The organism is Streptomyces sp. NRRL WC-3618 (assembly GCF_001280005.1).
In the GTDB taxonomy this organism is placed as follows: domain Bacteria; phylum Actinomycetota; class Actinomycetes; order Streptomycetales; family Streptomycetaceae; genus Streptomyces.
Genome location: NZ_LGDW01000347.1, coordinates 85832 through 109334, shown reverse-complemented (window position 1 = coordinate 109334; position 23503 = coordinate 85832). Strand labels below are relative to the sequence as shown.

The window sequence follows — 23503 nt, the reverse complement described above, 5'->3', positions numbered from 1 at the left end:
GATTCTGGAGCTGAAGAACACCATCAACACGATGGTGGATCAGTTGTCCGGCTTCGCCGACGAGGTCACCCGGGTCGCCCGCGAGGTCGGCACCGAGGGCAATCTGGGCGGACAGGCCATCGTCCGGGGCGCGTCGGGCACCTGGAAGGACCTGACGGACAACGTCAACGTGATGGCGTCGAACCTGACCGGCCAGGTCCGTTCGATCGCCCAGGTCGCCACGGCCGTCGCGCGCGGCGACCTGTCCCAGAAGATCACCGTCGAGGCCAAGGGCGAGGTCGCCGCCCTGGCGGACGTCATCAACACGATGGTCGACACGCTCTCCGCCTTCGCCGACGAGGTCACCCGCGTCGCCCGCGAGGTCGGCACCGAGGGGCGCCTCGGGGGCCAGGCCCATGTGCCGAACGTCGCGGGGACCTGGAAGGACCTGACCGACAACGTCAACTCGATGGCCAACAACCTCACCGGCCAGGTCCGCAACATCGCCCTGGTGACGACGGCGGTGGCGGGCGGCGACCTGTCGAAGAAGATCGACGTCGACGCCCGCGGCGAGATCCTCGAGCTGAAGACCACCATCAACACGATGGTCGACCAGCTGTCGTCGTTCGCCGCCGAAGTCACCCGCGTCGCCCGCGAGGTCGGCAGCGAGGGACGCCTCGGCGGACAGGCCGAGGTGGAGGGCGTCGAGGGCACCTGGAAGCGGCTCACGGAGAACGTCAACGAACTCGCCGGGAACCTCACCCGCCAGGTCCGCGCGATCGCCGAGGTGACCAGCGCCGTTGCCGAGGGCGACCTGACCCGCTCGATCACCGTCGAGGCCTCCGGCGAGGTCGCCGACCTCAAGGACAACATCAACTCCATGGTGGAGTCCCTGCGGGAGACCACCCGGGCCAACCAGGAGCAGGACTGGCTGAAGACCAATCTCGCCCGGATCTCCGGCCTGATGCAGGGCCACCGCGAGCTGCCCGTCGTCGCCGAGCTCATCATGGACGAGCTCGCGCCGCTGGCCTCCGCGCAGTACGGCGCCTTCTACCTCGCCGAGGACACCGAGCGCGGTCCCGAGCTGCGGCTCGTGGGCTCGTACGGCTATCCCCACGACACCGACCGGCCCGAGCGCATCCCCGTCGGACGCTCACTGGTCGGGCAGGCGGCGCGCAACCGCCGCGCCATCATCGTGGAGGAGCTGCCGCCGGGCTATGTGACCATCTCCTCCGGGCTCGGACAGGCCGTGCCCAGCGCCCTGGTGGTGCTGCCCATCGTGGTCGAGGACCAGGTCCTCGGTGTCATCGAGCTGGGCTCGGTCACCGCCTTCACCCAGATCCACCAGGACTTCCTCACCCAGCTGATGCCGACCATCGGCGTCAACCTCAACACCATCGTGGCCAACGCCCGCACCGACGAACTGCTCGGGGAGTCCCAGCGGCTGACCGCCGAACTCCAGGCACGCTCCGAGGAGTTGCAGGTCCAGCAGGACGAACTCCAGCGCTCCAACGCCGAACTGGAGGAGAAGGCCTCCCTGCTGGCCTCGCAGAACAGGGACATCGAGGCCAAGAACCTGGAGATCGAGCAGGCACGGCAGGAGCTGGAGACACGCGCCCAGCAGCTGGCCCTGGCGTCGAAGTACAAGTCGGAGTTCCTGGCGAACATGAGCCACGAACTGCGCACCCCGCTCAACAGCCTGCTGATCCTCGCCCAGTTGCTCGCCCAGAATCCCTCCCGCAACCTCACGCCCAAGCAGGTCGAGTACGCGGGCATCATCCACTCGGCGGGCTCGGACCTGCTGCAGCTGATCAACGACATCCTCGACCTGTCGAAGGTCGAGGCGGGCAAGATGGACGTCACTCCCGAGCGGGTCCCCCTGCGCAAACTGCTGGAGTACGTCGAGGCGACGTTCCGGCCGATGACGACGCAGAAGAGCCTGGACTTCACGGTGGCCACCGCCCCGGGCACCCCCGCCGACCTGCTCACCGACGACTCCCGGCTGCGCCAGATCCTGCGCAACCTCCTGTCGAACGCGGTGAAGTTCACCGAACACGGCGGCGTCGCGCTGCGCATCGAGCCCGCCGGGGACCGGGAGGTGCCGATGGGCGTCATCCGTGGCGGTCCCGTCGTGGCGTTCCGAGTGAAGGACACCGGCATCGGCATCCCCCAGCAGCAGCTGGAGACGATCTTCGGAGCCTTCCAGCAGGCGGACGGCACCACCAGCCGCAAGTACGGCGGCACCGGCCTCGGCCTGTCGATCACCCGGGAGATCGCCCATCTGCTGGGCGGCGCCGTCACGGTGGACAGCACACCCGGTCAGGGCAGCACCTTCACCCTCTACCTCCCGGTGGCCCGCGCCGACTTCGAGGAACTGCTCGACGGCGGTGGCCCGCCGACGGAGCATCCGCACCCCGCCGGCCGGGAGCTGACGCCGGCCTCGCGGCCGGACGCCGCTTCCACCCCGGCACCCGAGCCGCGCCGACGCCGCCTGCTGGTCGTCGAGGACCGCCCGCGCGGACTGCTGACCCTGGTCGCCGAACGCGCGGTCGCCGACCTCGATCCCGGCGGCGACCAGCTCGGGGCGATCGACATCATCACGGCGATCGGCGCGCAGGAGGCGGCGAGCACCCTGGCCGCGGCGCCCTGCCACTGCGTCGTCCTGGAACTAGGGATGCCCGACGACGAGGGCACACGTCTGCTGGAGGCCATGGAGGGTGACTCGGCGCTGGCCGGAGTACCCGTACTGGTGCACACCGGTCACCGCGTGGACCTGGCGCAGGAGCAGACGTTGCGCACCCGTGCGGACGGCCGCCCGCTCGCCTTTCTCTCCAGCCTGGACGAACTGCGCGAACGCATCACCCTGCACCTGTCCGCCGAGGAGCCGGGCGACGTGCTGTCACTGGTCCGCGCCGAGGAGTCCCAGCGTCCGGCCGCCGTCGTCGACGGCGCGTTCCTCGGCTGTACGGTGCTCGTGGTCGACGACGACGCGCGCAACCTCTTCGCGCTGAGCGGGATGCTGGAACTCCACGGCTTCCATGTCCTGCACGCCGACAACGGCCGCAAGGGCATCGAGATGCTGCTCGCCCATCCCGACATCTCGGTGGTCCTTATGGACGTGATGATGCCGGAGATGGACGGCTACACCGCCACCGCGGAGATCCGTGCGATGCCCCGGTACGCCCATCTGCCCATCATCGCCGTCACCGCGAAGGCCATGCCCGGCGACCAGGAGAAAAGCCTCGCGTCGGGCGCGAACGACTACGTCACCAAGCCGGTCGACACCGACGACCTCATCGGCCGCGTCCGGCACTGGCTGTCCGTATGACGGTCACTCCCGCCGCCGTACGCACCCGCCGACCGCGTGGCGTCCCCGGACGCCCGAGCCGAGGAACAGATCAACCGTGAGCAATCCCCACGCGCCGGACCGGCCGCCCGCGCCGGACCCGGCGCCCGTCGCCGGAGAGGACGCTCAGGCCGTCACCCGTACGAAAGAGCCGGACGAGCCGGACAGCGAGGGGCAGGAGCCGCCGTCCCCCGTCGGCAGACTCGCGGCGACCGTGGAGCGACTGCGCCGCGAGGTGCAGAAGGCCCAGGCGGAGGCGGACGGACGTGCCCTGATCGAGCTGGCCAAGGGCATCCTCGTCGAGCGGCTCGGATGCGGGCCCTCACAGGCGGCCCGGCAGCTCGCCGAGCTGACCGGACAAGCGGGTGTGACAGCCCTCGAGTTCGCCGTCGAGGTCATCAACCAGGCCGCGCGCGACCGGCTCTCCGACGTGACGACCGCCCTCCTCGAGACCACGGACCACAGCGACGCCACCGACCCGCCAGGAAAGGGCTCCTTCGCCGTACGGCTGCGGACCGCCGAGAGCGGCGCGCTGGCCGCACACGACACCCAGGCCGTGGCCGACTCCCTGCTGGAACACGCGCTGACGCCGCTCGGCGCGGAAGCCGTGGCCATCTGGGCGCTGGGCGCCGACGGCTCGCTCGCCCTGGCGGGCAGTGCCGGATTCCCTGCCGCGGAGGCAGCGCGCTGGCGCTATGTGCCGCCGGGCGTGGTGACGGTGGCGCGGCGTGGGCTCGGCGAGCGAACCGGCCAGTGGATCGGCTGCCTGTCGGAGACCGGCCTGCCCTCCATCGGCCGGAGCCACCACCCCGACGGCGGCCGGGTCGCCGTACCCGCGGGCGCCGGCGGCCGGATCCACGGCGTGCTGGAAATCGTCTGGCCCACGCCGCTGGGACCCCAGCCCCCGCAGATCGTCCGTCAGATCGAGGCCCTGGCCGAGCTGTGCGCCCACACCCTGGAGACGTACGCCCCACCTCGTCCCGACGGTGACAGCCAGCCGGGGACACTGCCGGACCTCACCGAACTGATGGACCTGGCCGACGGCCTCCACGACCCCGCGCTGGTGCTCGTTCCGCACCTGGACGCCGTCGGGGAACTCGTCGACTTCCGCATCCACCACGTCAACACCCCCTTCCTCGACCCGGCCGGCCGGCCACGGGGCGCCGTCAACGGAGCGCTGTTCCTGGAGACGTATCCGATGGCCGCCGGCGAGAGTGAGCTGTTCGAGCAGATCGAACGTGTCTATGCCACGGGCGAGCCGTTCCGCGCCCGCCGTATGCGGCTCACGGCCCTGGTGGACGACGTCCCGCTGGCCGCGGTCGCCGACATCAGCGTCAGCCGGCACCGTGGCAGCGTCCTTCTCGTCTGGCGTATGGAGGACGAGACCGCGCGGCTGGCGAACCTGCTCCAGCACGCCCAACGCCTCGGCCGTATCGGCGGTTTCGAGGAGAACCTCCTCACCGGCGAGATCACCTGGAACGGCCAGCTCTACAGCCTCTACGGCAAGCCATCCTCCAGCGGCCCGGTACCGCTGGAGGAGCTGCCCGCCCACGCCCACCGCGATGACGCCGTCGCCATCGGCAGGTTCCTGCGCACCCTGCTGCACCACCGCCGGCCCGCGTCCGCGGCCTTCCGGCTCCAGCGGCCCGACGGTGTGACCCGGCACCTCCGCGTGGTGGCCGAGCCGGTCCTCGACTCCGACGGCCGGCTGTTCGTCGTCCGGGGCGCCTACCAGGACATCTCCGCCCACCACTGGACGGAGGTCGCCCTCGCCGCCACCCGCGACCAGCTCGCCCACTCCGAGCAGCGGGCGAGTGAACGCAACCGGCTCACCCTCCAGCTCCAGCACGCGATCATGCCCCCGGCGCAGGCCCCGCTGGAGGCTCCGGGACTGCGCGTGGCCGTTCGATACCGGCCCGCCGAGACCCAGCACCTGGTCGGCGGCGACTGGTACGACGCGGTCGTACTGCCGTCCGGCCTGGTGCTGCTGTGCGTGGGCGACGTCGCCGGACACGGCATCGAGGCCGCCACCAGCATGGTCGTCCTGCGCAACGCCCTGCGCGGACTCGCCGTGACCGGCGCCGGGCCCGGCCAGTTGCTGTCCTGGCTCAACATGGTGGCCCACCATCTGACCGGGGCCGTCACCGCCACGGCCGTCTGCGGCCTGTACGACCCCGACCGCCACACCCTGCGCTGGGCCAGGGCAGGCCATCTGCCGCCCGTCCTGGTGCGCGGCGCCGAAGCGACGCCGCTGCCCCTGATCAAGGGCCTGCTGCTCGGTGCCCTGCCCGAGGCGACGTACGAGGAACAGGAGGTCCAACTGGCCGTCGACGACACCCTGTTGATGTACACGGACGGCCTGATCGAACGCCGTGACCGGTCCGTGGAGGAGTCGCTGGCCCAACTGCTGCTGGCCGCGCGCACGGTATCGCCCACGCTCGACCAGCAGCTGGACCGCCTGCTCACCTACAGCAAGTCCGACACGGACGACGACACCTGCATCGTGGGCGTCCGGGTGACGTAGGCCGTGGCCGCAAAGTCCCGCCTGCCTCGCGACGCCTGGCACGCCCTCTCGCCGCACCGGGCGAAAACCCACGGACATCCCGTACGAGGGCTTCCGCGCGGTACCCCGAGAGCACGCACCAGACGCCGCGGGGCCCGCCCTCCGGGCGGACGACGCGACCTTGCGGACACGACCTAGCGGCCGGCTCGTACGGCAGGGACCGGTCTCCGCTGTGTCTGCGATCGACGACGGCGGGCACACGATATGTACGAGTCGGTTCGTTTCGGACGGGAAGAAGGATAAGCCGGTGGCGATCAAGGCGATGGGCTGGGCGCATTCGTTTCCCGTTTCAGGAGGCGTGCGCGCCGGACGGTCATGGACACGAAGGCAGTTGGAGTCCCTGCCCTGGACCGCCGCCGAGCCCGAGACGGTGGACGCCGTCGTCCTGACAGTGTCCGAACTGCTCACCAACGCACATGTCCACGCGCACAGCGACGCGCGTCTGATCCTCACCTGGGACGGCGACTGCCTCCATGTGAGCGTCCACGACGAGGACCCGACCCTGCCCCGCCAGCGTGACCCGCACATGGGCGAGACGTCCGGTCGTGGAGTGGGGATCGTGCGGATGCTCGCGGACGAGATGCAGATGAAGTGCCAGCGACACGGCAAGACAGTGGTGGCGTGCTTCCGCCCCGCCCGCGCCGCCCCGCCGGGTGGAACGTGAGCGCTGGGCCTCCACCCGTCAGGCCGAGAGCCCCGCGTCACGGGCAAGCAGGGCCGCCTGGACGCGGTTGGTGACCTCCAGAGCGGTCAGAATGCGGCTGACGTGGGTCTTGACGGTGCTCTCGTGCATGACGAGCCGGGCTGCGATATCGGCGTTGGTGTCGCCCTGCGCGAGAAGGGCGAGCACATCGCGTTCGCGAGGGGTGAGCCGCTCCAACCGGGCCTTTGCAGCGGTCGCTTCGGGCTGGTTGGCCGCTCCCCGCCGCCTCACTGCGCGCAGCGGCGGGGCGCGGCCTCGGGCCAGTCCCCCCGGCGTGCCCGCCCCGCTCTCAGCGGACGGAACTCGCCAGTCTGGTGGTGGCGTTGAGCAGGTACTCCAGTGGTCCGCGGCGGAAGAAGCGGGACCAGATCGCCGCGAACAGCGTGGCCCCGGCGATGGAGCAGGCCGGCAGCCAGGCGGAGTTGGAGTCCGGCGGGGTGGCCGCCTCGCCGGGCAGGGCCAGGATGACCAGGATGTGGCCCACGTACAGGGTCAGGGACATGGTGCCCACGGCGATGACCGGCGCCGCCAGTCGGCGTAGCCACGGCAGACGGGCCGGCGCCACCGTCGCGCACAGGATCACGGTGATCGCGATCCCCAGGCTGCCGATCAGGTCGAACGTGGAACCGGTGTGCGGCTCGGCCCCCAGCAGCCCCCATGCGTCGGACTCGCCCAGCGCGTCGCCGACGGGCGAGTCGAAGGATCCCCCTGCCGCCCCCGGTGAAGGACCCCGGGCGCCTGCCGTCATCTGTGCCGGAGCGCGGTGACGGACGACGCAGTGGCGTCCCATGTGTGTGCCCCCCCCGGGATGTCCGCCCGCCCGGATGTGCCGCCACGGGAGGTGGCGGCACATCCGACAGGCGGGCCGCCGGCTCAGGACGGTGTCAGCTGCCATTGCTGGTTGGTGCCGCTGTTGGCCGTCCACTGCACGATTTTGGCGCCGTCGCTGGTCGACTGGCCGTACACATCGGCGGCCAGGCTGCTGGCGCGGCTGACGATGGTGTAGTACCCGTCACCGGTGGGCCGGAGGTACCACTGCTGGTTCGTGCCGCCGTTGGCGGACCACTGCTGCAACTGCAGTCCGGCCGTGGTGGAGGAGCCGTTGACGTCGAGCATTTTGCCGCTCGCGGTGTAGCGCAGGGTGTAGGCGCCGTCCTGGGCGGAGCCGAGGGTCCAGGTCGCGTTCCCGGTCTGCTGGACGGCCAGGGCGCCGTCGGCCGTGGAGTTGCCGGTGATGGCGAGCGGTTTGCCGCTGTTGCGGTTGACGATGCGGTAGGTGCCTGGTGCGGGACCGGTGCTCCCGCCGCCGCTCAACGTGAAGTACTCGACCGCGTCGCTGAACACGGTCGTCCCGGCTTTGCTGGTGGACAGGACGAGGTAGACCCGTGAGCCGCTGGGCGGCGCGGTGAACGACACGGTCTGCGTCGCCTTCGAGCCGAGCGGGACGGTGAGGGTGGTGTTCCCGGAGGCGATCACCGGGCCGGTGGCGCTGTCGAGGCGGGCGCTCCAGGCGAAGCCCACGGCGGTGCCGGTGAAGTCGTCGTTGAACACCGAGATCGTACGGTTCACGGTGCTGTTGGCGGCGTAGCCGGGGACCGCCTGCGGCAGGGGGAAGGTGCCGTTGGAGTCCGACACACCGGAGGCCGACCAGTAGGGCAGGTCGATCGCGGCGACCGGGTTGAAGGCGGCCTGCACCCGCTGGAACTGCGGATTGCTCCACGGGTCGGAGAGGTTGTCGGCGCCGTAGACGGGATGGCCGCCCTCTTCGGGGGTGAAGTCGGTGGTGCGGACGCCGGGTATGACGCCCGCCCAGGCGGACAGCAGGGTGTAGGGGCGCAAGTCGCTGGCGTCCTTGCCGCGCTTGGCCACCATCGTGGTGGCGAACCACTCGAAGCCCTGCTTGGTGTTGCACTTCGGCCAGATGTACTCGCCCTCGCCGTCGGGCCGGCCGGGCACCGACACGACCTTCTCGCCGTAGGCGCCGAAACCGTCCAAGTAGTGCCCGAAGACATCGAAGTTGGCGTACGTCATGGTGGGGTAGGGGTTGGCCGGGGCGCCGACCCACGCGTCGACGCTGACCGGTCGGGTGCCGTCGTTGCCGTTCATCGCCGCGTACAGGTCCTTCTCGAACTGCTCCGAGTCCATACCGCTGCTGCCGGGCTCGTTGCTCTGGCTCCAGCGGATGATCGCCGGGTGGTTGCGGTCGCGCAGGGTCAGCGCGCGGGCGTGGTCGACCATGTTGTCGTGCCCGGCGACGAAGTCCTGAAGGCTGTTGGAGCCGCGGATGCCGGTCTCGTCGATGATCATCAGGCCCATCTCGTCGGCCACGTCGAGCATGTAGGGGCTGGCCGGCTCCTGATGAATGCGGACCACGTTGTAGTTGAGCCGCTGGTAGTTGTCGACCGCCTGCGGCCAGCCGCCGTTGCCCGAGGAGGGCGCGAGGAAGCCGGGCAGGGTGTCGTAGGCGTCGCCCTTGCCGCCGTTGTTGATGCGGTCGAAGTCCGCGCCCTGGAGGTTGTCGCCGCGGAAGTTCACCCGCACGCCGTTGAGGTAGTAGTACTCGCCGTTCTGGCTGCTCTCCCGGAATCCGAAGCGGTAGGTCGCGTCGCTGGTGCGGCCGTCGTCGGTCGCCGCGTGGACCGTCAGGCGGTGCAGTTGGGCGCGATACCCCTGCCGGTAGGGGACGTTGGGCCACCAGTACGAGGAGGAGCCCAGGTTCCACGCCACCGGCCCGACCGTCACCTTGACGGTCGAGTGGGCGGCCACGGTCACCGTGCTGCTCGGCAGCGCCGGGTAGTTGAACGACGTGGCGTTGTCGGAGGCGAGCGAACCGGTCAGCGTCACTGTCCGCGCGGCGCCGGAGGTGTTGGTCACCGACGCGTCGTAGGTGAGGGTCTGATTGGCCACGGACGTACGGACGAACGTGTCGCTGGCGTACACCGCCGGATACACGCGCAGGAACGCCGAACGGAAGATGCCCTGCGGTACGGCCTCGGCCCAGTCGGCCGCGTCGGGCACCAGATACCTGCCGTTCGCGGGGTTCTTCAGGGCGCCCCTGCCCTTCACATCGACCGTGATGGTGTGCGTGGTACCCGGTGCCGCGTACGCGCTGATGTCGAAGTTCGACGGTGTGAAGGCGGTGGTCCTGGTCGCCACCGTCTGCCCGTCGACCGACAGGGTCGCCTGGTGGTTCACCGCGCCGAACTCGATCCACGTCGACTGCGGTTGCCCGGAGTTGGGCACGGTGATGGTGCGGGAGTACACCGCCTCGTTCACATCGGTGAAGCCCTGCTTGTACCAGCCGCCGCCCGGCACGGTGATCGACGTCGCCGACCGGCCCGCCGGGGTGAACCCCCATGTGCCGGCCAGGTCGACCGACGAGATCGCGGCGTTGCCCGCGGTGAAGCCGTTGACGTCCGCCGCCGACGCGGCGGGGACGGCCGCCGTGGACGCCGTGGGTCGCGGACCTGCCGCCGTGGCCGGGTGCATGCCCACTACAGCGGTGAGCAGCACCGCGGCGGCCGCTGTCACCGGCGTGAAGCGTCGACGGCGCCACAGCCGAATGTGTTGTCGCATGACGCGAACTCCTTCGTTGACGGGGTGGGGGGAGACCGCACTGCCTGCTTCGTGCTGTGCGCGGTGCGACCCGGCCGAGGTGCGCGCCCGAGGTGGATGAGGTGTTGTCGCAGTGCGGGACGTCGCACGGCTACCGGTCGGTGAACGAGTTCCGGCTCGCCACCACGATCCGGTTCTGCCGGGGCAGCCTCCGGCGCGGGAGGCTTCGTTGTTCTCCGAGCACAGACGGTGGTGCCTGCGGCTGCATGTCGAAGGGTGTGCGGTACAGCGGTGGGTGGGTGCCCAGGTCGAGATGCGGGGTGCGGACGGGTGGGGCATCCTCCACCCGGGGGCCAGGAACAGGCGATACGAGTACAGCCCGCGCCTCCCTCAGCGGAAACCCCGCACCGCCATGGCCGAGCGCCCGCAGTACGGATCACACGGCCGGGCGGCGCGGGGTTCGCTTCACGCCATGGCGCAGGCGGTGCCGTTCAGAGTGAACCCGCCGGGTGCGCTGAAGGCACCGTTGTAGGTGCCCTGGAAGCCGAACGTCTGGCTGCCGCCGGGGGCGATGCTCGCGTTGTGCGGCAGGCCGGTCGCCGTGACGGATCCGGAGGACGGGGAGACGGAAGCGCTCCAGGCGCTGGTGAGTTGTTGCCCGGAGGGCAGCGTGAAGGCGAGGCGCCAGCCGTCGACGGGTGTCGAACCGGTGTTGGTGACGGTGACGTTCGCCGTGAAGCCGCCGGGCCACACGTTGGTGGCGTACGACACCGCGCAGGCCGTGCCGCCGCCCGGGCCACCGGGACCGGGACCGCCACCGCCACTTTTGTTGACGGTCGACGAGAACGAGTTCACGGACAGTCCCGTGCCGTTCTGCCAGGGCTCGAAACCGGCCTGAACGCTGGTCAGATACCAGTTGTTCTGCGCCATGCCACGGGCCACGGCCTGCCGGGCGAAGTCCATGACGTCGAAGCTCCAGCCGCTCATCGCCGACGGGGCGACGAAGGACAGCACGTCGTTGGTGCCGTTGCCGCCCGCCCACACCTGCCAGTTGCGTCCGCCCACGTTCGCCGTGCCGACCTGGGAACCGATGGGCTGGATCGGGCCCACCTTGTTGAGCCAGATCATGATCTCGGTCCGGTTCACGCCGTCGGTACGCGGCGTCGGGTCCAGCCAGATGTCGTACGAGGCGTTGTACACGGCGTCGCCGACGAAGCCGTAGGAGATGCTGCTCGGCGCGCTGGAGATGCCCGAGAGCTGCGCGGGAAGGCTGGTCCCGGGCGAGCAGTTGGTGTAGTGACAGCCGTTGAAGACGGAGGGGTACGACTTCGGCCCGCCGTTGGTCGGGACGGAGCCGTCGGCCCGGGTGACCCGGAAGCCGGTGTCGGTGGCCGTGACGCACTGGGGCGCGGTGGTGCCCCAGCGGTTGTTCTGGACGACGTAGCGCCCCTGGATGACGGCCGAGCCGAACTGTTCGCAGACATTCGTGTCGGCCTGACTGGGCGGTGTGGCGGCGAAGAGTGCCGCGATGGTGGCGAGCGTGGTGACGAGAACGCCCAACACGCCACGTACGGTGCGCCGAAGGTGCGGTGACGGTCGCAAGGGGGACCTCTTTCGGAGGTACGGCCGGGAGTCGGAGGTGTTGCAGGCGCTCCCGCTTCCCCGCTTGGGAGCGCTCCCATTTCCGTTCTGTTTCGGACTGTAGAGCGCAGGCATGCCCCTGACAACCCGTCGGGACGGCTGCAAGAAACGAACCCCGGCGGGATCCCCGCACCGGCGGGAGGAGCTCCGGCCCCTCCTCCCGCACGCACGCCTCCTCCCGCACGCATGCCTCCTCCCGCGCTCACGAGGTCTCTCCCTCCACGAGGGGGACAGAGCACCAGGCGTCTTTTGAATTTTCGGAGTCCGTGGACCGCGACGGCGCCAGCAGTCGCTCGAAGGCGTCGGTCACCGTCGCCAGATCGCGCGGCTCCGCCAGGGCCGCGAGATACCGGTCGGGGCGGACGACGGCGATGCCGCCCCCGTGCCGGCCGTGCTTGGCGAACCAGTCCCGCAGGGTGCCGTCGACGTCCTCCACCGTCACCGAGCCGGTCGTCGACGTGCGCCGCTCGGTACGGGAGCGACCGGAGCGGGATTCGACGACGGTGAGGTAGCGCGTGCCGACGCGGTCCCAGAAGGCGCGGCTGGCGGGATCCAGATGGACGAGCGGATCATGGCCGTAACCGATGAGGGCGAACCAGTCGCCGAGCGTCTCGTCGAGCGGCACCACCCGCCCGTCGGGCGTGGTCTCGACCCTCGGCTGGATGAACATCCGGCCCACCGGTGAGGTCCTGCGCGCCGCCCGCCGACCGTGCACCATGATTCCCTCGGCGTACCGGGGGACGGGCTTGAACCGCATGTGCACCAGCCAGTCGCGGACCGGCGGCGCCACCGTGAGGCCGCGCACCAGACTGTCGCGCGCCCGCGCCACCGCGGGACGCGTCGGGGAGAGCAGCCGGCCGATGGTGTCCGACAGGTTCACCATCGCCCGGGCGTGCTCGCGCCGTTCGGTGTCGTAGGTGGCGAGAATCCTCGGATGGGCGCGACCGGTGACGACGGCCGCCAGCTTCCAGGCGACGTTCGTCGCGTCCCGTACGCCGGTGTTCATGCCCTGGCCCGCCCAGGGCGGCATGAGGTGGGCGGCGTCGCCCGCGAGACAGATCCGGCCGTCCACGAAGCGGTCGGCCACCCGCGAGTGATGCGTGTACACACGGGCTCGGATGATGTTGAGCGCCGTCGGATCGGGCACGTGCCCGGTGAGGAGTTCGCACACCTTCTCGGGCCGCAGCATGGCGTCGGCGTCCTCGCCGGGGAAGAGCATGAACTCCCAGCGGCGGTAGTTGTACGGCAGGTCCAGACAGACGTACGGGCGCGTCGGATCGCCGTGCAACCCTGTGTACGGGGCGTCGAGCGGATCGTTGTCGCACTCGATGACCACCCACTTGCGCGGGTGGGTGTCCCCGCTCAGGGGGATGCCGAGCTGCTCGCGCACGGTGCTGCGGCCACCGTCGGCGCCGACCACGTACTCGGCGCGCACGAGCGCGCGTTGACCCTGGGCGCCGTCGAGGTGCAGCCGTACCTCGGTGCCGTCCTGCTCCAGACGGACGAGTTCGTGACCCAGCAGGTTGCGGACATGGGGATAGCGCCCGAGGCCGGCGCGCAGGGTGCGCTCGGCGATCTGCTGCATGAAGATGTTCCGCCGGGGCCAGCCGTACTCCTTGCTGTCCGGCCGGATGTCGGCGAGGCAGCGGCCGTCCGCGGCGAACATCTTCAGCGGAACGTTCTGGATCATGTCGGCCAGCATCTCGTCCGCGAGGCCGATGCCCTGGAAGCTGCGCAGACACTCGTCGTCCATGCCGACCGCGCGCGGGTAGTCGACGATCTCCTCGCTGCGGTCGATCAGTACGGTGCGCACCCCGTAGCGGCCGAGGTAGTTCGCGATGGTCACGCCGACGGGTCCGGCGCCGACCACGGCGACCTGGGCGCGATGTTCGACCGGTTCGGTCATCGGACGACCTCCGCGCTCCTGAGGAAACCGGTGAGGTGGTGGTGGAAGAGATCCGGGGCGTCGTCGTGCACGTAGTGGCCCGCCCCGGGGATGTCCACCGTGCGGATCAGCGGGTTGCGCCGGGCCATCTCGGCGGCGGTGGCGGCGGGGAGGAAGTCCGACCTCCCGCCCCGGACGACCAGGGCCGGACAGCGAAGGGCCTCGACGCAGGGCCACAGATCCACCTGGCGGGCCGGATCCGGGTCGAGCCGGGCCGCCGCGATGCCCGCCAGGTCGAACTTCCAGCGCCAGCGTCCGCCGTCGCCCGGAGCGAGGGTGTGCCGCAGCCTGGATTCCAGGGCGTCCTCGGAGATCTTCGGACGGATGCCGCGCCAGTACGCGCGGGCGACCTCCCGACTGGGGAAGTCACCGGGCGTGTCCGCCACTTCGCGTCTGATGCGCTCCGCTCCCGCGCCGCTCAGCGAGGAGCCGGGCCCGATGTCCTCGACGACCACCGCGCCCACCCGCCCAGGGTGGCGGGCGGCGTAGACGTACGTGGTGGTGCCGCCCATGGAGTGGCCCAGCAGCAGAAACCGCTCCAGGCCGAGGCGGTCGGCGAACTGCTCCAGGTCGGCGACGTAGGACTCCGTGTAGTACTCGCCTCGTGGATCCCAGTCGCTGTCACCCCGGCCCCGCGCGTCCGGGGCCAGGACGCGGTAGTGGTCGCCGAGCCGCTCGGCCAGCGGCTCGAACGTCCGGGCGTAGCTGCGCAGTCCGTGCAGCATGACGAGGGCGGGCCGGTCCGCGTCGCCCCACTCGACGTAGTGCGTGCGCAGACCGTTGAGCGTGACGAAGCGGTCCCGCCCGACCGGGGTGGTGTCCTGGCCCATCTCAGCGCAGCCCGTCCTGGCCCTGGACCTCGTCGGCGCTGATACCGCCCAGCCGGGCGTGCAGCCGGCCGCGCGTGGCGAACGCGAACACCACCACCACCTCGTCCGGATTCGGGGCGTCGGAGAAGCTCACCGTGATGGTGTCGTAGTGCGAGCGGACGTAGAGAGCGTCCTTGTGTGCCAGCGGAACGTCGAGGACGGTACCGGGCCCGCCTCGCTTGCCCGTCGAGGGCACCCAGGCCGCCCCGCCGCCGACCGCCGCGCGCACCGGGTCCGCGAAGACGGCGGTGAGGAAGGCGTTGCCGTGCTCGTACTCGCCGGCCGTGCCGACGAGACAGGCCTTTCCGTAACTCTGGATCGTGAGACCGCCGGCCGCCTCCTGGATCCGCCGGCCGAACTCCTCACCCAGCTTCGGCGAGTCGGAGACGATGTCGCCGAGGTCCTGGCTGAACCGGCCGGCGTAGGGATTGTGCACCGCCGCCGCGATGACGATCTTGCGTACGGGCTCGCCGTCCGCGAGGGCACCGGTCTCGTTGGCGAGGGTGTCCTCGGTCTGGGTGAACCACTTGCGGATGTGGTAACCGGCGAAGTTGGGCTGGGGCATGGCTGTTTCCTCCGGATGCGCGCGGGGAGAGGCGGGGTGGGACACAGGTGGGAGCGCTAACCGCGGAGCGGTTCGAACTCCACTGGTTCACTGGGGGCGTTGTGCAGGCCGAGGATGCGTTTGCCCTCCTCGTCGTCGGTGACCGTCTCGTGGAAGAACTCGAAGCGGTTGCCGTCGGGGTCCGTGAAGTACAGGCCGAAGCCGATCTTGTGGTCCGTGGTCTTGACCACGGGCACGTTCTTGGCCAGGAGCATTCCGTACAGCCGTCGCCACTCGTCGAGGTCGCCCTCCACCTCCAGCCCGTAGTGCTGCAGGCCGATGCCTCCGGCGACGGCTCCCTCCTCGGCGCGGATCAGGGCGATGTCGTGGTGCTTCCTCCCGAACGACAGGAACACCCACTGGGGCCCGCGCGCGGTGACCTCCATGCCGAGCACGTCCTCGTACCACTCGGCCGAGGCCGCGGGATCGCGGACGAACAGCGACAGATGCGTACGGCGCACTCGTGGCCGCACAGTGGGACCGGCGGGGATCGGCGTGGGCTCCTCGTCGGGGCCGAGCTCGCGCTCGTCGTGCTCCATCGTCAGTGTCCTTCCGTGGTGGCGGCTACTGCGGGGGTCCAGGTCACGTCGGTGATCTCGCTGAACTCGCGCCACTCCTTGCGCCAGGTGCGGCCGGCGTCGGTGGAGCGCAGGAGATGGCCGTACTTCGTTCCCGCGAAGACCAGTTCCGGGTCGGCGCCGTGGGTCCCGAAGGCCCAGACGGTCGAGTTGGCCGGCGTGTCCAGGACGGTGTCCTGCCAGGTGCGTCCCAGGTCTTCGGAGCGCAGGATCCTGGTCGTGGTGCCGGGCGTGCCGTCGCCGATGCCGAGCAGCAGGTCGTTGGTGCCGGGGAGCTGCCTGACCAGCCGGGTGTAGTAGATGCCGAACGTCCTGCGGGAGTCGGTACGAGTCCAGGTCACCCCGTCGTCCTGGCTGACGAAGAGCGCGTTGACGACGGCGACGACGATCGTCTTCGGCGGCCCCTCGAGGACGAGCACGCAATGGATGTCGGAGTTGGTGACGCCCTGCGGCAGGGCGGCGGGTGTGCCGTCGATCCGCTCCCAGGTGTCGCCCCGGTCACCGCTGCGCCACAGGCCGCCCTCCTCGATGCCGAACCACATGTTCTTGGGGTCGTAGCGGTCGACGGTGCACGTCAGGATCCTGGGCCGGTTGACGCCCGCGCAGAACTCCGGTATCTGCGGGGGCAGTTGCTCCCAGGTCGCGCCGCCGTCGGTGGTGCGGTACACGGCTGCCCTGGCGGGGGCGCCGGTGCCGGCGAGCATCGTGTCCGGGTGGGTGGGGTCGATGGCCAGCGACCAGATGGTCCGGTCGTTCATGGGCGAGTCGACGCGGTGCCACGTGACGCCGGCGTCATCGCTGCGGACGAGTCCCGCGTCGGCGCCGGCGAAGACGACCTCGGGCTGTTCGGGGTGGACGGCCAGACAGCGGACGACGGCGTCGAATTCCAGGGCCTGACCGAGTCCGAGCCGGGACCAGGTGGCGCCGTCGTCGCGGGAGCGCAGGACGCCCTGGCCGGCGGTGGCGACCAGGATGGTGCCTTCCATGTCGTGGATTTCCCTTCGGAGCATGCGAGAGAGAGGGGGGAGAAGCGGGGGGAAGGGTGGGGGAGGGGCTACGCGGGGAGGTGGCGCCAGGGCCTAGGGCGTAGCGTCGTCTGCCCGAAGGGCAGACGGGACTTTCGAAACACGCCCTAGAGGAAGATGCCGCGTGTGAGACCGCCGTCGACGCCCAGCGACTCGCCGGTGATCGCGGCGGCCCTCGGGGATGCGAGGAAGCACACCGTCTGGGCTATCTCGACCGGTTCCAGGATCCGGCGGACCGGCGTACGGGCGACGAAGTCCGCCTCGACCTCCGCCGCGGTGACGCCACGCTTGACGGCCTCCTTCTCGTACAGCTCATGGATGTGTTCGGTCTCCACCACACCGGGGTGCAGCGTGTTGACGGTGATGCCGGACGGGCCGAGCTGGTCGGAGAGGGACTTCGTCAGATGGACGATCGCCAGGTTGCGCAGGCCGGACAGCGCGTGACTGGAACGCCCGGTCAGTCCACCGATGTTGACGATGCGGCCGTAGCCCCCCGCCCTCATGTGCGGGGTGACGGCCTGCGCGCAGCGGAAGTAGCCGACGACCTTGGTGTTGATGTCGGCCAGCAGCAGTTCGGGGTCGGCTTCCTCGACCGAGTTGCGCACCAGCCCGGAGGGGGCCGCCGCGCCGTTGACGAGGATGTCGATCCGCCCCAGGTCGTCGGCCACGCGCCGCACCATGGCCCGTACGGACTCGGTGTCGTCGGTGTCCGAGACGTAGGGGACGACCCGGCCACCGGTCTCGGCCTCGAGTTCCTTCGCGGCGCGTTCCAGCAACGGCAGCCGACGGGCGGTGATGACGACGGTCGCGCCCTCGGCGGCGAGTTCACGGGCGGTGGCCCGGCCGATGCCCATGCTGCCGCCGGTGACGATGGCGGTCCTGCCGCCCAGTTCCAGGTCCATGCGGGTCTCCGTAGAGGTGATCGGGACAAGGGATCCAACGGGTCACGGAGGTCAGCCGAGGTTGACCCAGACGCTCTTGACCTCGGTGTAGTGGTCGAGCACGGTCCGGCCCATCTCCCGGCCCCAGCCGGACTGCTTGAATCCGCCGAAGGGCGACGCGGGATCCGTGAGGTTGTAGCAGTTGATCCACACCGTGCCGGCCTGCAGTGCGTCGGCGATGCGGTGGGCGTGGCCCAGGTCCGAGGTCCAGATGCCGGCCGAGAGCCCGAACGGCGAGTCGTTGGCCCGCGCGACGAGATCGTCCACGTCGTCCCAGCGCATCGCCGACAGCACGGGACCGAAGATCTCCTCCCGGACGATGCTCAGACTGTCGTCGGGAGCCACGAAGACCGTCGGCTCGACGAAGTAGCCGCCGTCGTACGCCGCGTCGAGGCCGGGCCGGCCACCGCCGGCCGCGAGTCGGGCACCCTGCTGCCGGCCGGCGGCGATGAACCCGGAGACCCTCTCGTGGTGTCGCGCGGAGACCAGCGGCCCCATCTCGGTGGCCGGGTCGCTGCCGGGCCCGACCACGATCCGGCGGGCGCGCTCCGCCACCGCGTCCAGCACCTCGTCGAAGATCTTGCGGTGCACGTAGAGCCGGGAGCCGGCGGTGCAGACCTGGCCCTGGTTGAAGAAGACGGCCTGGGCGGCGGCCTCGGCGACGGCCTGCGGATCGGCGTCCGGAAGCACGATGTTGGGGGACTTGCCGCCGAGTTCGAGGGAGACCTTCTTCAGGTTCCCGGCGGCGGCCCGGACGATGGCGCGGCCCGTCTCGGTCGATCCGGTGAAGGCGATCTTGTCGACTCCGTCGTGCGCGGCGAGGGCGGCGCCCGCCGAGGCACCGCGCCCGGTGACGACGTTGACGACGCCGTCCGGCACGCCCGCCTCCTGGAGCAGCTCGGCGAGCCGCAGCGTGGACAGCGGGGTCTCCTCGGCCGGCTTGAGGACGACCGCGCATCCGGTGGCCAGCGCGGGCGCGAGCTTCCAGCACGCCATCGACACCGGGAAGTTCCACGGCACGATCAGACCGGCCACGCCCACCGGTTGCCGCGTGGTGTAGTTCAGCACCCGCAGTCCGCCGCGCGGCGAGACGGGGATGGTGCTGCCCTCCAGCTTGCTCGGCCAGCCCGCGAAGTAGCGGAACAGCTTCACGCTGGTGCCCACGTCCACGGCCCGCGCCACCGAGACCGGCTTGCCGTTGTCGCGTGACTCCAGCAGGGCGAGTTCCTCGGCGTGCGCCTCGATGACGTCGGCGACCCGGTTCAGCAGGGCGCCCCGGTCCATGGGGCTCATCCAGCGCCAACCGGGGTCCTCGAAGGCGCGGCGCGCCGCTGCGACGGCCCGGTCGATGTCGGCGGCGTCGCCGTCCGGAACGGTGGTGAGAACGGCGCCGGTGGCGGGGTCGACGCTCGCGAACGTGCGGCCGGAGAGTGCCTCGACCCAGTCGCCGCCGATGAACATGGTCCGGGGTTCGGACAGGAAGCGGCCCACCGCTTCCGGCGCGTCCGTCACCGGGTCTGCCGCACTGTGCATGGTGGCTCCTCTCACAGGGCCATCTCGATGAGCTGAGGACCGTCGGCGGCGAGCGCGCGGCCGAGTTCGCGCCGGAGTTCCTCGCCCGTCTCCACCCGGGTCCCGGGCACTCCGTAGCCACGGGCCAGCGCCGGCCAGTCGAAGGCCGGTCCGTCCAGGCTGGTGAGCGCCGCCGCGACGGGCCCCGGCCGGTTCTGTCCGTGCCGGCCGAGCTCGGTGCGCAGCACGTTGTAGGCGCGGTTGGAGGCGATGAGGGTGATGACGGGAAGCTGTTCCCGGGCCATCGTCCACAGCGACTGGATCGTGTACTGCGCGCTTCCGTCGGACTGGAGGGCGACGACCTTGCGGCTGGGAGCGGCGATCGCGGCGCCGAGCGCGGCGGGCAGGCCCTGGCCGATGGCGCCGCCGGTGTTGGTGAGCGTGGTGTGGCGGGCGGCGCGGGACGACGCGGTGAAGAAGGGGTAGCCGCAGGTGCCGCCCTCGACGGAGACGATGGCGTGTTCGGGCAGCAGCCCGGCGACGATCCGGCCGACGGCGCCCGGTGTCAGCGTGCCGTCCGGCAGCGGTTCGTCACTCGGCACGGTCCGCCGCGCGGGCTCGGGAGCACCGAGTGTGTCCGCGAGGACTTCCAGCGCGAGGGCGCCGTCCTCCTCCGGAGTGCTCAGGACCTCCACGGTGCCGGGGGGAGCCAGAAGGCTGGGAATCCCCTCGTATCCGAAGTACGACACCGGCTCCAACGCCCCGGCCAGCACGACCAGTTGTGCACCGGCGAGGGCCTCGACGGCCACCTCCGGGAAGTACGGGAGCCGGTCGAGGTCCGGCAGGCCGCCACCGCGTTCGGCGGCGGCCGGGAAGGTCTCGCTGTACAGGACGGCCCCGGTGGCGGCGGCGATCCGGGCCGCGGCCCGCTGGCCGCGTTCGCCGAGTGCCGCGCCGCCCAGCAGGAGGACGGCACGCTCCCCGGCGCGCAGTCGCTTGGCGATCGGGTCGATGATCTCCGCCGTCACCTCACGCGGTCGCCGGACGCCGGGCAGTTCGACGTCCACGGGGGCCGTGAGCACCTCCTGCTGGAAGTCGGCGGGGGCGATGAGGGTGGCCCCGCAGCCGGGCGGGGCAGTGGCGGCCCCGATGGCGTGAGCGGTGAGCTGGGCCAGGTCCGCGCCGGAGGTGGCGGTGCCTACCCAGCCGGAGACGGGGCGTGCGAGCGAGACGATGTCCGAGGTCAGGGGAGCGTCATGGGCGAGGTGCCAACTGGCGTGGTCCCCGATGACGTTGAAGACGGGGGAGTGGGCGCGCCGGGCGTTGTGCAGGTTCGCGATGCCGTTGGCGAAACCCGGGCCCAGATGGAGCAGGGTCATCGCCGGGCGGCCGGTGACGCGGGCGTAGCCGTCGGCCGCGCCGGTGCACACGCCCTCGAAGAGCCCGAGCACCGCACGGGTGCCGGGAACCGAGTCCAGCGCGGCGACGAGGGGCATCTCCGTGGTCCCCGGATTGGCGAAGCAGACATCGACTCCGGCGGCGAGCGCGGTCTCGATCAGTACCTCGGCCCCGGTCAGACCGCCGGAGCGGTTCGCCCGCCAGACGGTGGTGGCATGGGTCATGGAAGCTCCTCTGTGCGCTATGTGCACCGTCCGTGCGTATAGTGCACAGCATTGGCGTGAGGCGGCTCCGGCGTCAACCCCCGGGGCTCCACGGGCCCGTGTCATACGCTGAACGCGTCAGCGGAACTCGGAAGGCGGTAGGGCGTGCGGGCAGAGGCCGCGAACGACGTGGAGAACGGCGCCGGTGACGACGACGGGCGGGCGGAGAAGCCGAAGCGCCCCAGCCAGCCGCCGTCGCAGACACTCGTCCGGGGCCTGGCCGTTCTGCGGGCCGTCGCCCATCAGCCCCGTGGTCTGACGGTGGCGGAGATCGCCGCCCGAACGGGGCTGCACCGGACCGTCGTACACCGCCTCGCGGGCACGCTCGCCTCGGAGGGATTCCTGGCCCGGACCGCGGACGGCGCCTATCTGCCCGGCGGGGAACTCCACACGCTCGCGGGCGCCTCGCGGCCCACCCTCGCGGAGTTCGTCCAGCCACTGCTGCAGCAACTCGCGGACCGGTACGGCGGTACGGCGATCCTGTTCTTCCCGGAGCCGGACTGTGTCGTCGCCGTGGCCACGGCGGTTCCCCAGGACTCCGACTACCACCTCGCCTACCGCAAGGGCTCTCGCCAGCCGCTGGACCGGGGGGCCGCCCCCTGTGCGATCCGGGCCGGCCGGGCACCCGCCGAGGACGACACGGACGCCGTCCGCGAGGCGCGCCGCCGGGGCTGGGTCACCAGCCATGGCGCGGTGGAACCGGGGGCCCACGCCGTCGCGGCTCCGCTGGCCCAGGACGGGGACGTACTGGACGCGTGCGTGATGTTCGTTTCGCACCGCCAGGACCGCGTCGACGAATCCACCCCGGAAGTGGTCTCCGCCGCGCGAGCGGCCCGCGCGTTCCTGCTGGGCTCCCAGTAGGGCCCGCCGGTCCGCACCGCCGGTCCGGACAACTCTCGCCCCCGCTGAAGGATTTCGGCGGGGGCGGAGTTCTGTCCGTCGGGCGGGGACGGGCGGCCCCGTGGATCGCGCGATTGCGGAGGTGGGGCCTTGACACCCGCCCCGGGTCACCACAACATGTGCTTTCAACAAACGTACACCGTGTACGAATATCGCACAGTGGTGAACTGGAGGCTGATCGGGATGACTAGCCCTGATCGCACCACCCTGGCTCAAGGCCGCCTGACGTTGATCGGCGTCCTCACTCAATCCATCGGTTTCATGGGACCTGTGTTCTCGGTCGCGGCCCTCCTGCCCCTGGTCGTGGGGCTGTCGGCCACGGGGCGCGGGGCCGGAACCGCCACCCCGATCGCGATCGCCATCGCGGGCATCGGCATCTGCGGAGTGGGCTGGGTCATCGCCCAGTACGCGAAACGGATCCACCTGTGCGGGTCGCTCTACGAATACGTCAGTGACAGTGCCGGCCCACGCATGGGCGTGATCGCCGGATGGCTCTACTACGGAGCCATGATGGTGCTGGGGGCGTCGACGTTCCTCGTCCTGGGCGGGCTCACCCAGACGTGGCTGCTCAACTCCCTGTCCGTGGACGTACCGTGGTGGCCCCTGTCGCTGGGATACGCCCTGCTCGTCGTCGCCCTTCTCGTGGTCGGCGTCCAGGTGTCCATCCGTACGCAGCTCGTCCTCGCCCTGGTCACCATCGTTGTCGTACTCGTCTTCTCCCTGGTCATCGTCTTCCGGGTCGGCACCAGTGATCAGGGCCTGTCCGCCGAACCCTTCAACCCGTTCTCCGTGGGGAGCCTGGACCTTCTCTACGGCGTTCTCTACGGCATCAACATGTTCGTCGGGTTCGAATCGGCGGCCAACCTCGCCGAGGAGACCGCGAACCCCAAGCGCCATGTGCCCCGGGCGGTCATGTGGTCGATCATCATCGTCGGGGTCTACTACCTGATCGTCGCCTACGCGCAGGACGTGGGCTTCGGCCTCGACGCGCAGGCGTGGAAGGCCAGCGTCTTCCCGCTGGAGGCCCTCGCCTCCGGCAAGGAGTACGGGTCCGCCGGCTTCGGGACCTTCATGGGCATCCTGATCATCTTCGACGTCCTCGCGGTGGCGATCGGCGTCGGCGTCGCGTCGAGCCGGGGGATGCTCGCCATGGCCCGCACCGGCCGACTGCCCTCGAAACTGGCGGAGTTGCACCGCCGGTTCCACACACCGGTATGGGGCGCCGCCCTGTTGGGCGCCTTCGCGTGCGTCGTCATCGTCGCCGTACGCCTCGGGGACGGCATCCTCTCGCGCGAGACCGCTCAGCCCGGTGTCCTGCAACCGCAGTGGTCCCCGGCGTTCAGCTGGATGGCCGGCTTCGGCGGCACCGGCCTCGCGCTGATGTACTGCGTCGTCGCGGCCCTGGGCGTGAAGGGCCTGTGGCCGTACGTCAGCCACGCCAAACTCCTCGCCGCCGGCAGCGTCGGCGCCGTGGTGTCGGCCGGCGCGGTCTTCGGCGCCGTCTACAAGGCGCAGAGCCCTCTCGACACCGTCCCCTGGGCGCTGCTCCTCTGGATCGCACTCGGCGTGGCGTGGTCGTTCGTCATAGGCCGCCGCCCGTCCCCCGGCAGCAGCGTGCCGCCCAAGAGCCTGACCGCCGTTTCGGAGACCTGACCTCCGTGACGTCCCCAGTACCCCCCGC

General features: G+C 70.8%; 15 protein-coding genes and 2 pseudogenes. 5 read left to right on the top strand and 12 right to left on the bottom strand.

Annotated features, from left to right (window positions below):
- The 3 genes from ADL01_RS25335 to ADL01_RS25325 form a co-directional block, all read left to right on the top strand.
- Positions 1–3307, top strand: a 3307-nt coding sequence (locus tag ADL01_RS25335; RefSeq protein WP_053744313.1) for a HAMP domain-containing protein, incomplete at its 5' end; no start/stop codon positions are given.
- A 76-nt stretch (positions 3308–3383) separates the two neighbouring features.
- Positions 3384–5849 (top strand): SpoIIE family protein phosphatase, encoded by a 2466-nt coding sequence (locus ADL01_RS25330; RefSeq protein WP_078960748.1) that lies wholly within the window; start codon positions 3384–3386, stop codon positions 5847–5849.
- A gap of 286 nt (positions 5850–6135) precedes the next feature.
- Positions 6136–6552 carry an ATP-binding protein gene (locus ADL01_RS25325; RefSeq protein ID WP_199834923.1) on the top strand — a complete coding sequence of 139 codons (417 nt, stop codon included), beginning with the start codon at positions 6136–6138 and terminating at the stop codon, positions 6550–6552.
- Between the two features lie 18 nt (positions 6553–6570).
- Here the strand turns inward: ADL01_RS25325 and ADL01_RS25320 are convergent.
- From ADL01_RS25320 to ADL01_RS25265, 12 genes and pseudogenes are all read right to left on the bottom strand, one after another.
- Positions 6571–6795: pseudogene (locus ADL01_RS25320) on the bottom strand (response regulator transcription factor); the annotation flags it as partial.
- A gap of 85 nt (positions 6796–6880) precedes the next feature.
- Positions 6881–7309: pseudogene (locus ADL01_RS25315) on the bottom strand (DUF418 domain-containing protein); the annotation flags it as partial.
- A 155-nt stretch (positions 7310–7464) separates the two neighbouring features.
- Positions 7465–10167 (bottom strand): RICIN domain-containing protein, encoded by a 2703-nt coding sequence (locus ADL01_RS42540; RefSeq protein ID WP_078960747.1) that lies wholly within the window; start codon positions 10165–10167, stop codon positions 7465–7467.
- Between the two features lie 444 nt (positions 10168–10611).
- Positions 10612–11748 (bottom strand): GH12 family glycosyl hydrolase domain-containing protein, encoded by a 1137-nt coding sequence (locus ADL01_RS25305; RefSeq protein WP_053744312.1) that lies wholly within the window; start codon positions 11746–11748, stop codon positions 10612–10614.
- Between the two features lie 241 nt (positions 11749–11989).
- Positions 11990–13693, bottom strand: coding sequence for a bifunctional 3-(3-hydroxy-phenyl)propionate/3-hydroxycinnamic acid hydroxylase (locus tag ADL01_RS25300; RefSeq protein ID WP_053744311.1), 1704 nt, complete (start codon positions 13691–13693; stop codon positions 11990–11992).
- Positions 13690–14562, bottom strand: a complete 873-nt coding sequence (locus ADL01_RS25295) for an alpha/beta fold hydrolase (RefSeq protein WP_053744310.1) — start codon at positions 14560–14562, stop codon at positions 13690–13692. Before ADL01_RS25295 ends, ADL01_RS25300 begins: the two co-directional genes overlap by 4 nt.
- A gap of 1 nt (position 14563) precedes the next feature.
- Positions 14564–15166: an amino acid synthesis family protein gene (locus ADL01_RS25290; RefSeq protein ID WP_053744309.1), complete on the bottom strand. Its 603-nt coding sequence runs from the start codon at positions 15164–15166 to the stop codon at positions 14564–14566.
- Between the two features lie 56 nt (positions 15167–15222).
- Positions 15223–15744, bottom strand: a complete 522-nt coding sequence (locus ADL01_RS25285; protein ID WP_199834921.1) for a VOC family protein — start codon at positions 15742–15744, stop codon at positions 15223–15225.
- 2 nt (positions 15745–15746) lie between these two features.
- Positions 15747–16769, bottom strand: coding sequence for a WD40/YVTN/BNR-like repeat-containing protein (locus ADL01_RS25280; protein ID WP_053744308.1), 1023 nt, complete (start codon positions 16767–16769; stop codon positions 15747–15749).
- A 146-nt stretch (positions 16770–16915) separates the two neighbouring features.
- A complete protein-coding gene (locus ADL01_RS25275; protein WP_053744307.1) occupies positions 16916–17710 on the bottom strand; it encodes an SDR family NAD(P)-dependent oxidoreductase in 795 nt (264 codons plus the stop codon).
- Between the two features lie 51 nt (positions 17711–17761).
- On the bottom strand, positions 17762–19282 hold the full coding sequence (locus tag ADL01_RS25270) for an aldehyde dehydrogenase family protein (protein ID WP_053744306.1): 1521 nt from the start codon (positions 19280–19282) through the stop codon (positions 17762–17764).
- 11 nt (positions 19283–19293) lie between these two features.
- Positions 19294–20883 carry an acetolactate synthase large subunit gene (locus tag ADL01_RS25265; RefSeq protein WP_053744305.1) on the bottom strand — a complete coding sequence of 530 codons (1590 nt, stop codon included), beginning with the start codon at positions 20881–20883 and terminating at the stop codon, positions 19294–19296.
- Positions 20884–21027: 144 nt separating this feature from the next.
- Between ADL01_RS25265 and ADL01_RS25260 the strand changes: the two genes are divergently transcribed.
- Positions 21028–21783, top strand: coding sequence for an IclR family transcriptional regulator (locus ADL01_RS25260; RefSeq protein ID WP_053744304.1), 756 nt, complete (start codon positions 21028–21030; stop codon positions 21781–21783).
- A gap of 300 nt (positions 21784–22083) precedes the next feature.
- Positions 22084–23475 (top strand): APC family permease, encoded by a 1392-nt coding sequence (locus ADL01_RS25255; RefSeq protein ID WP_159049628.1) that lies wholly within the window; start codon positions 22084–22086, stop codon positions 23473–23475.
- Positions 23476–23503: the final 28 nt, after the last annotated feature.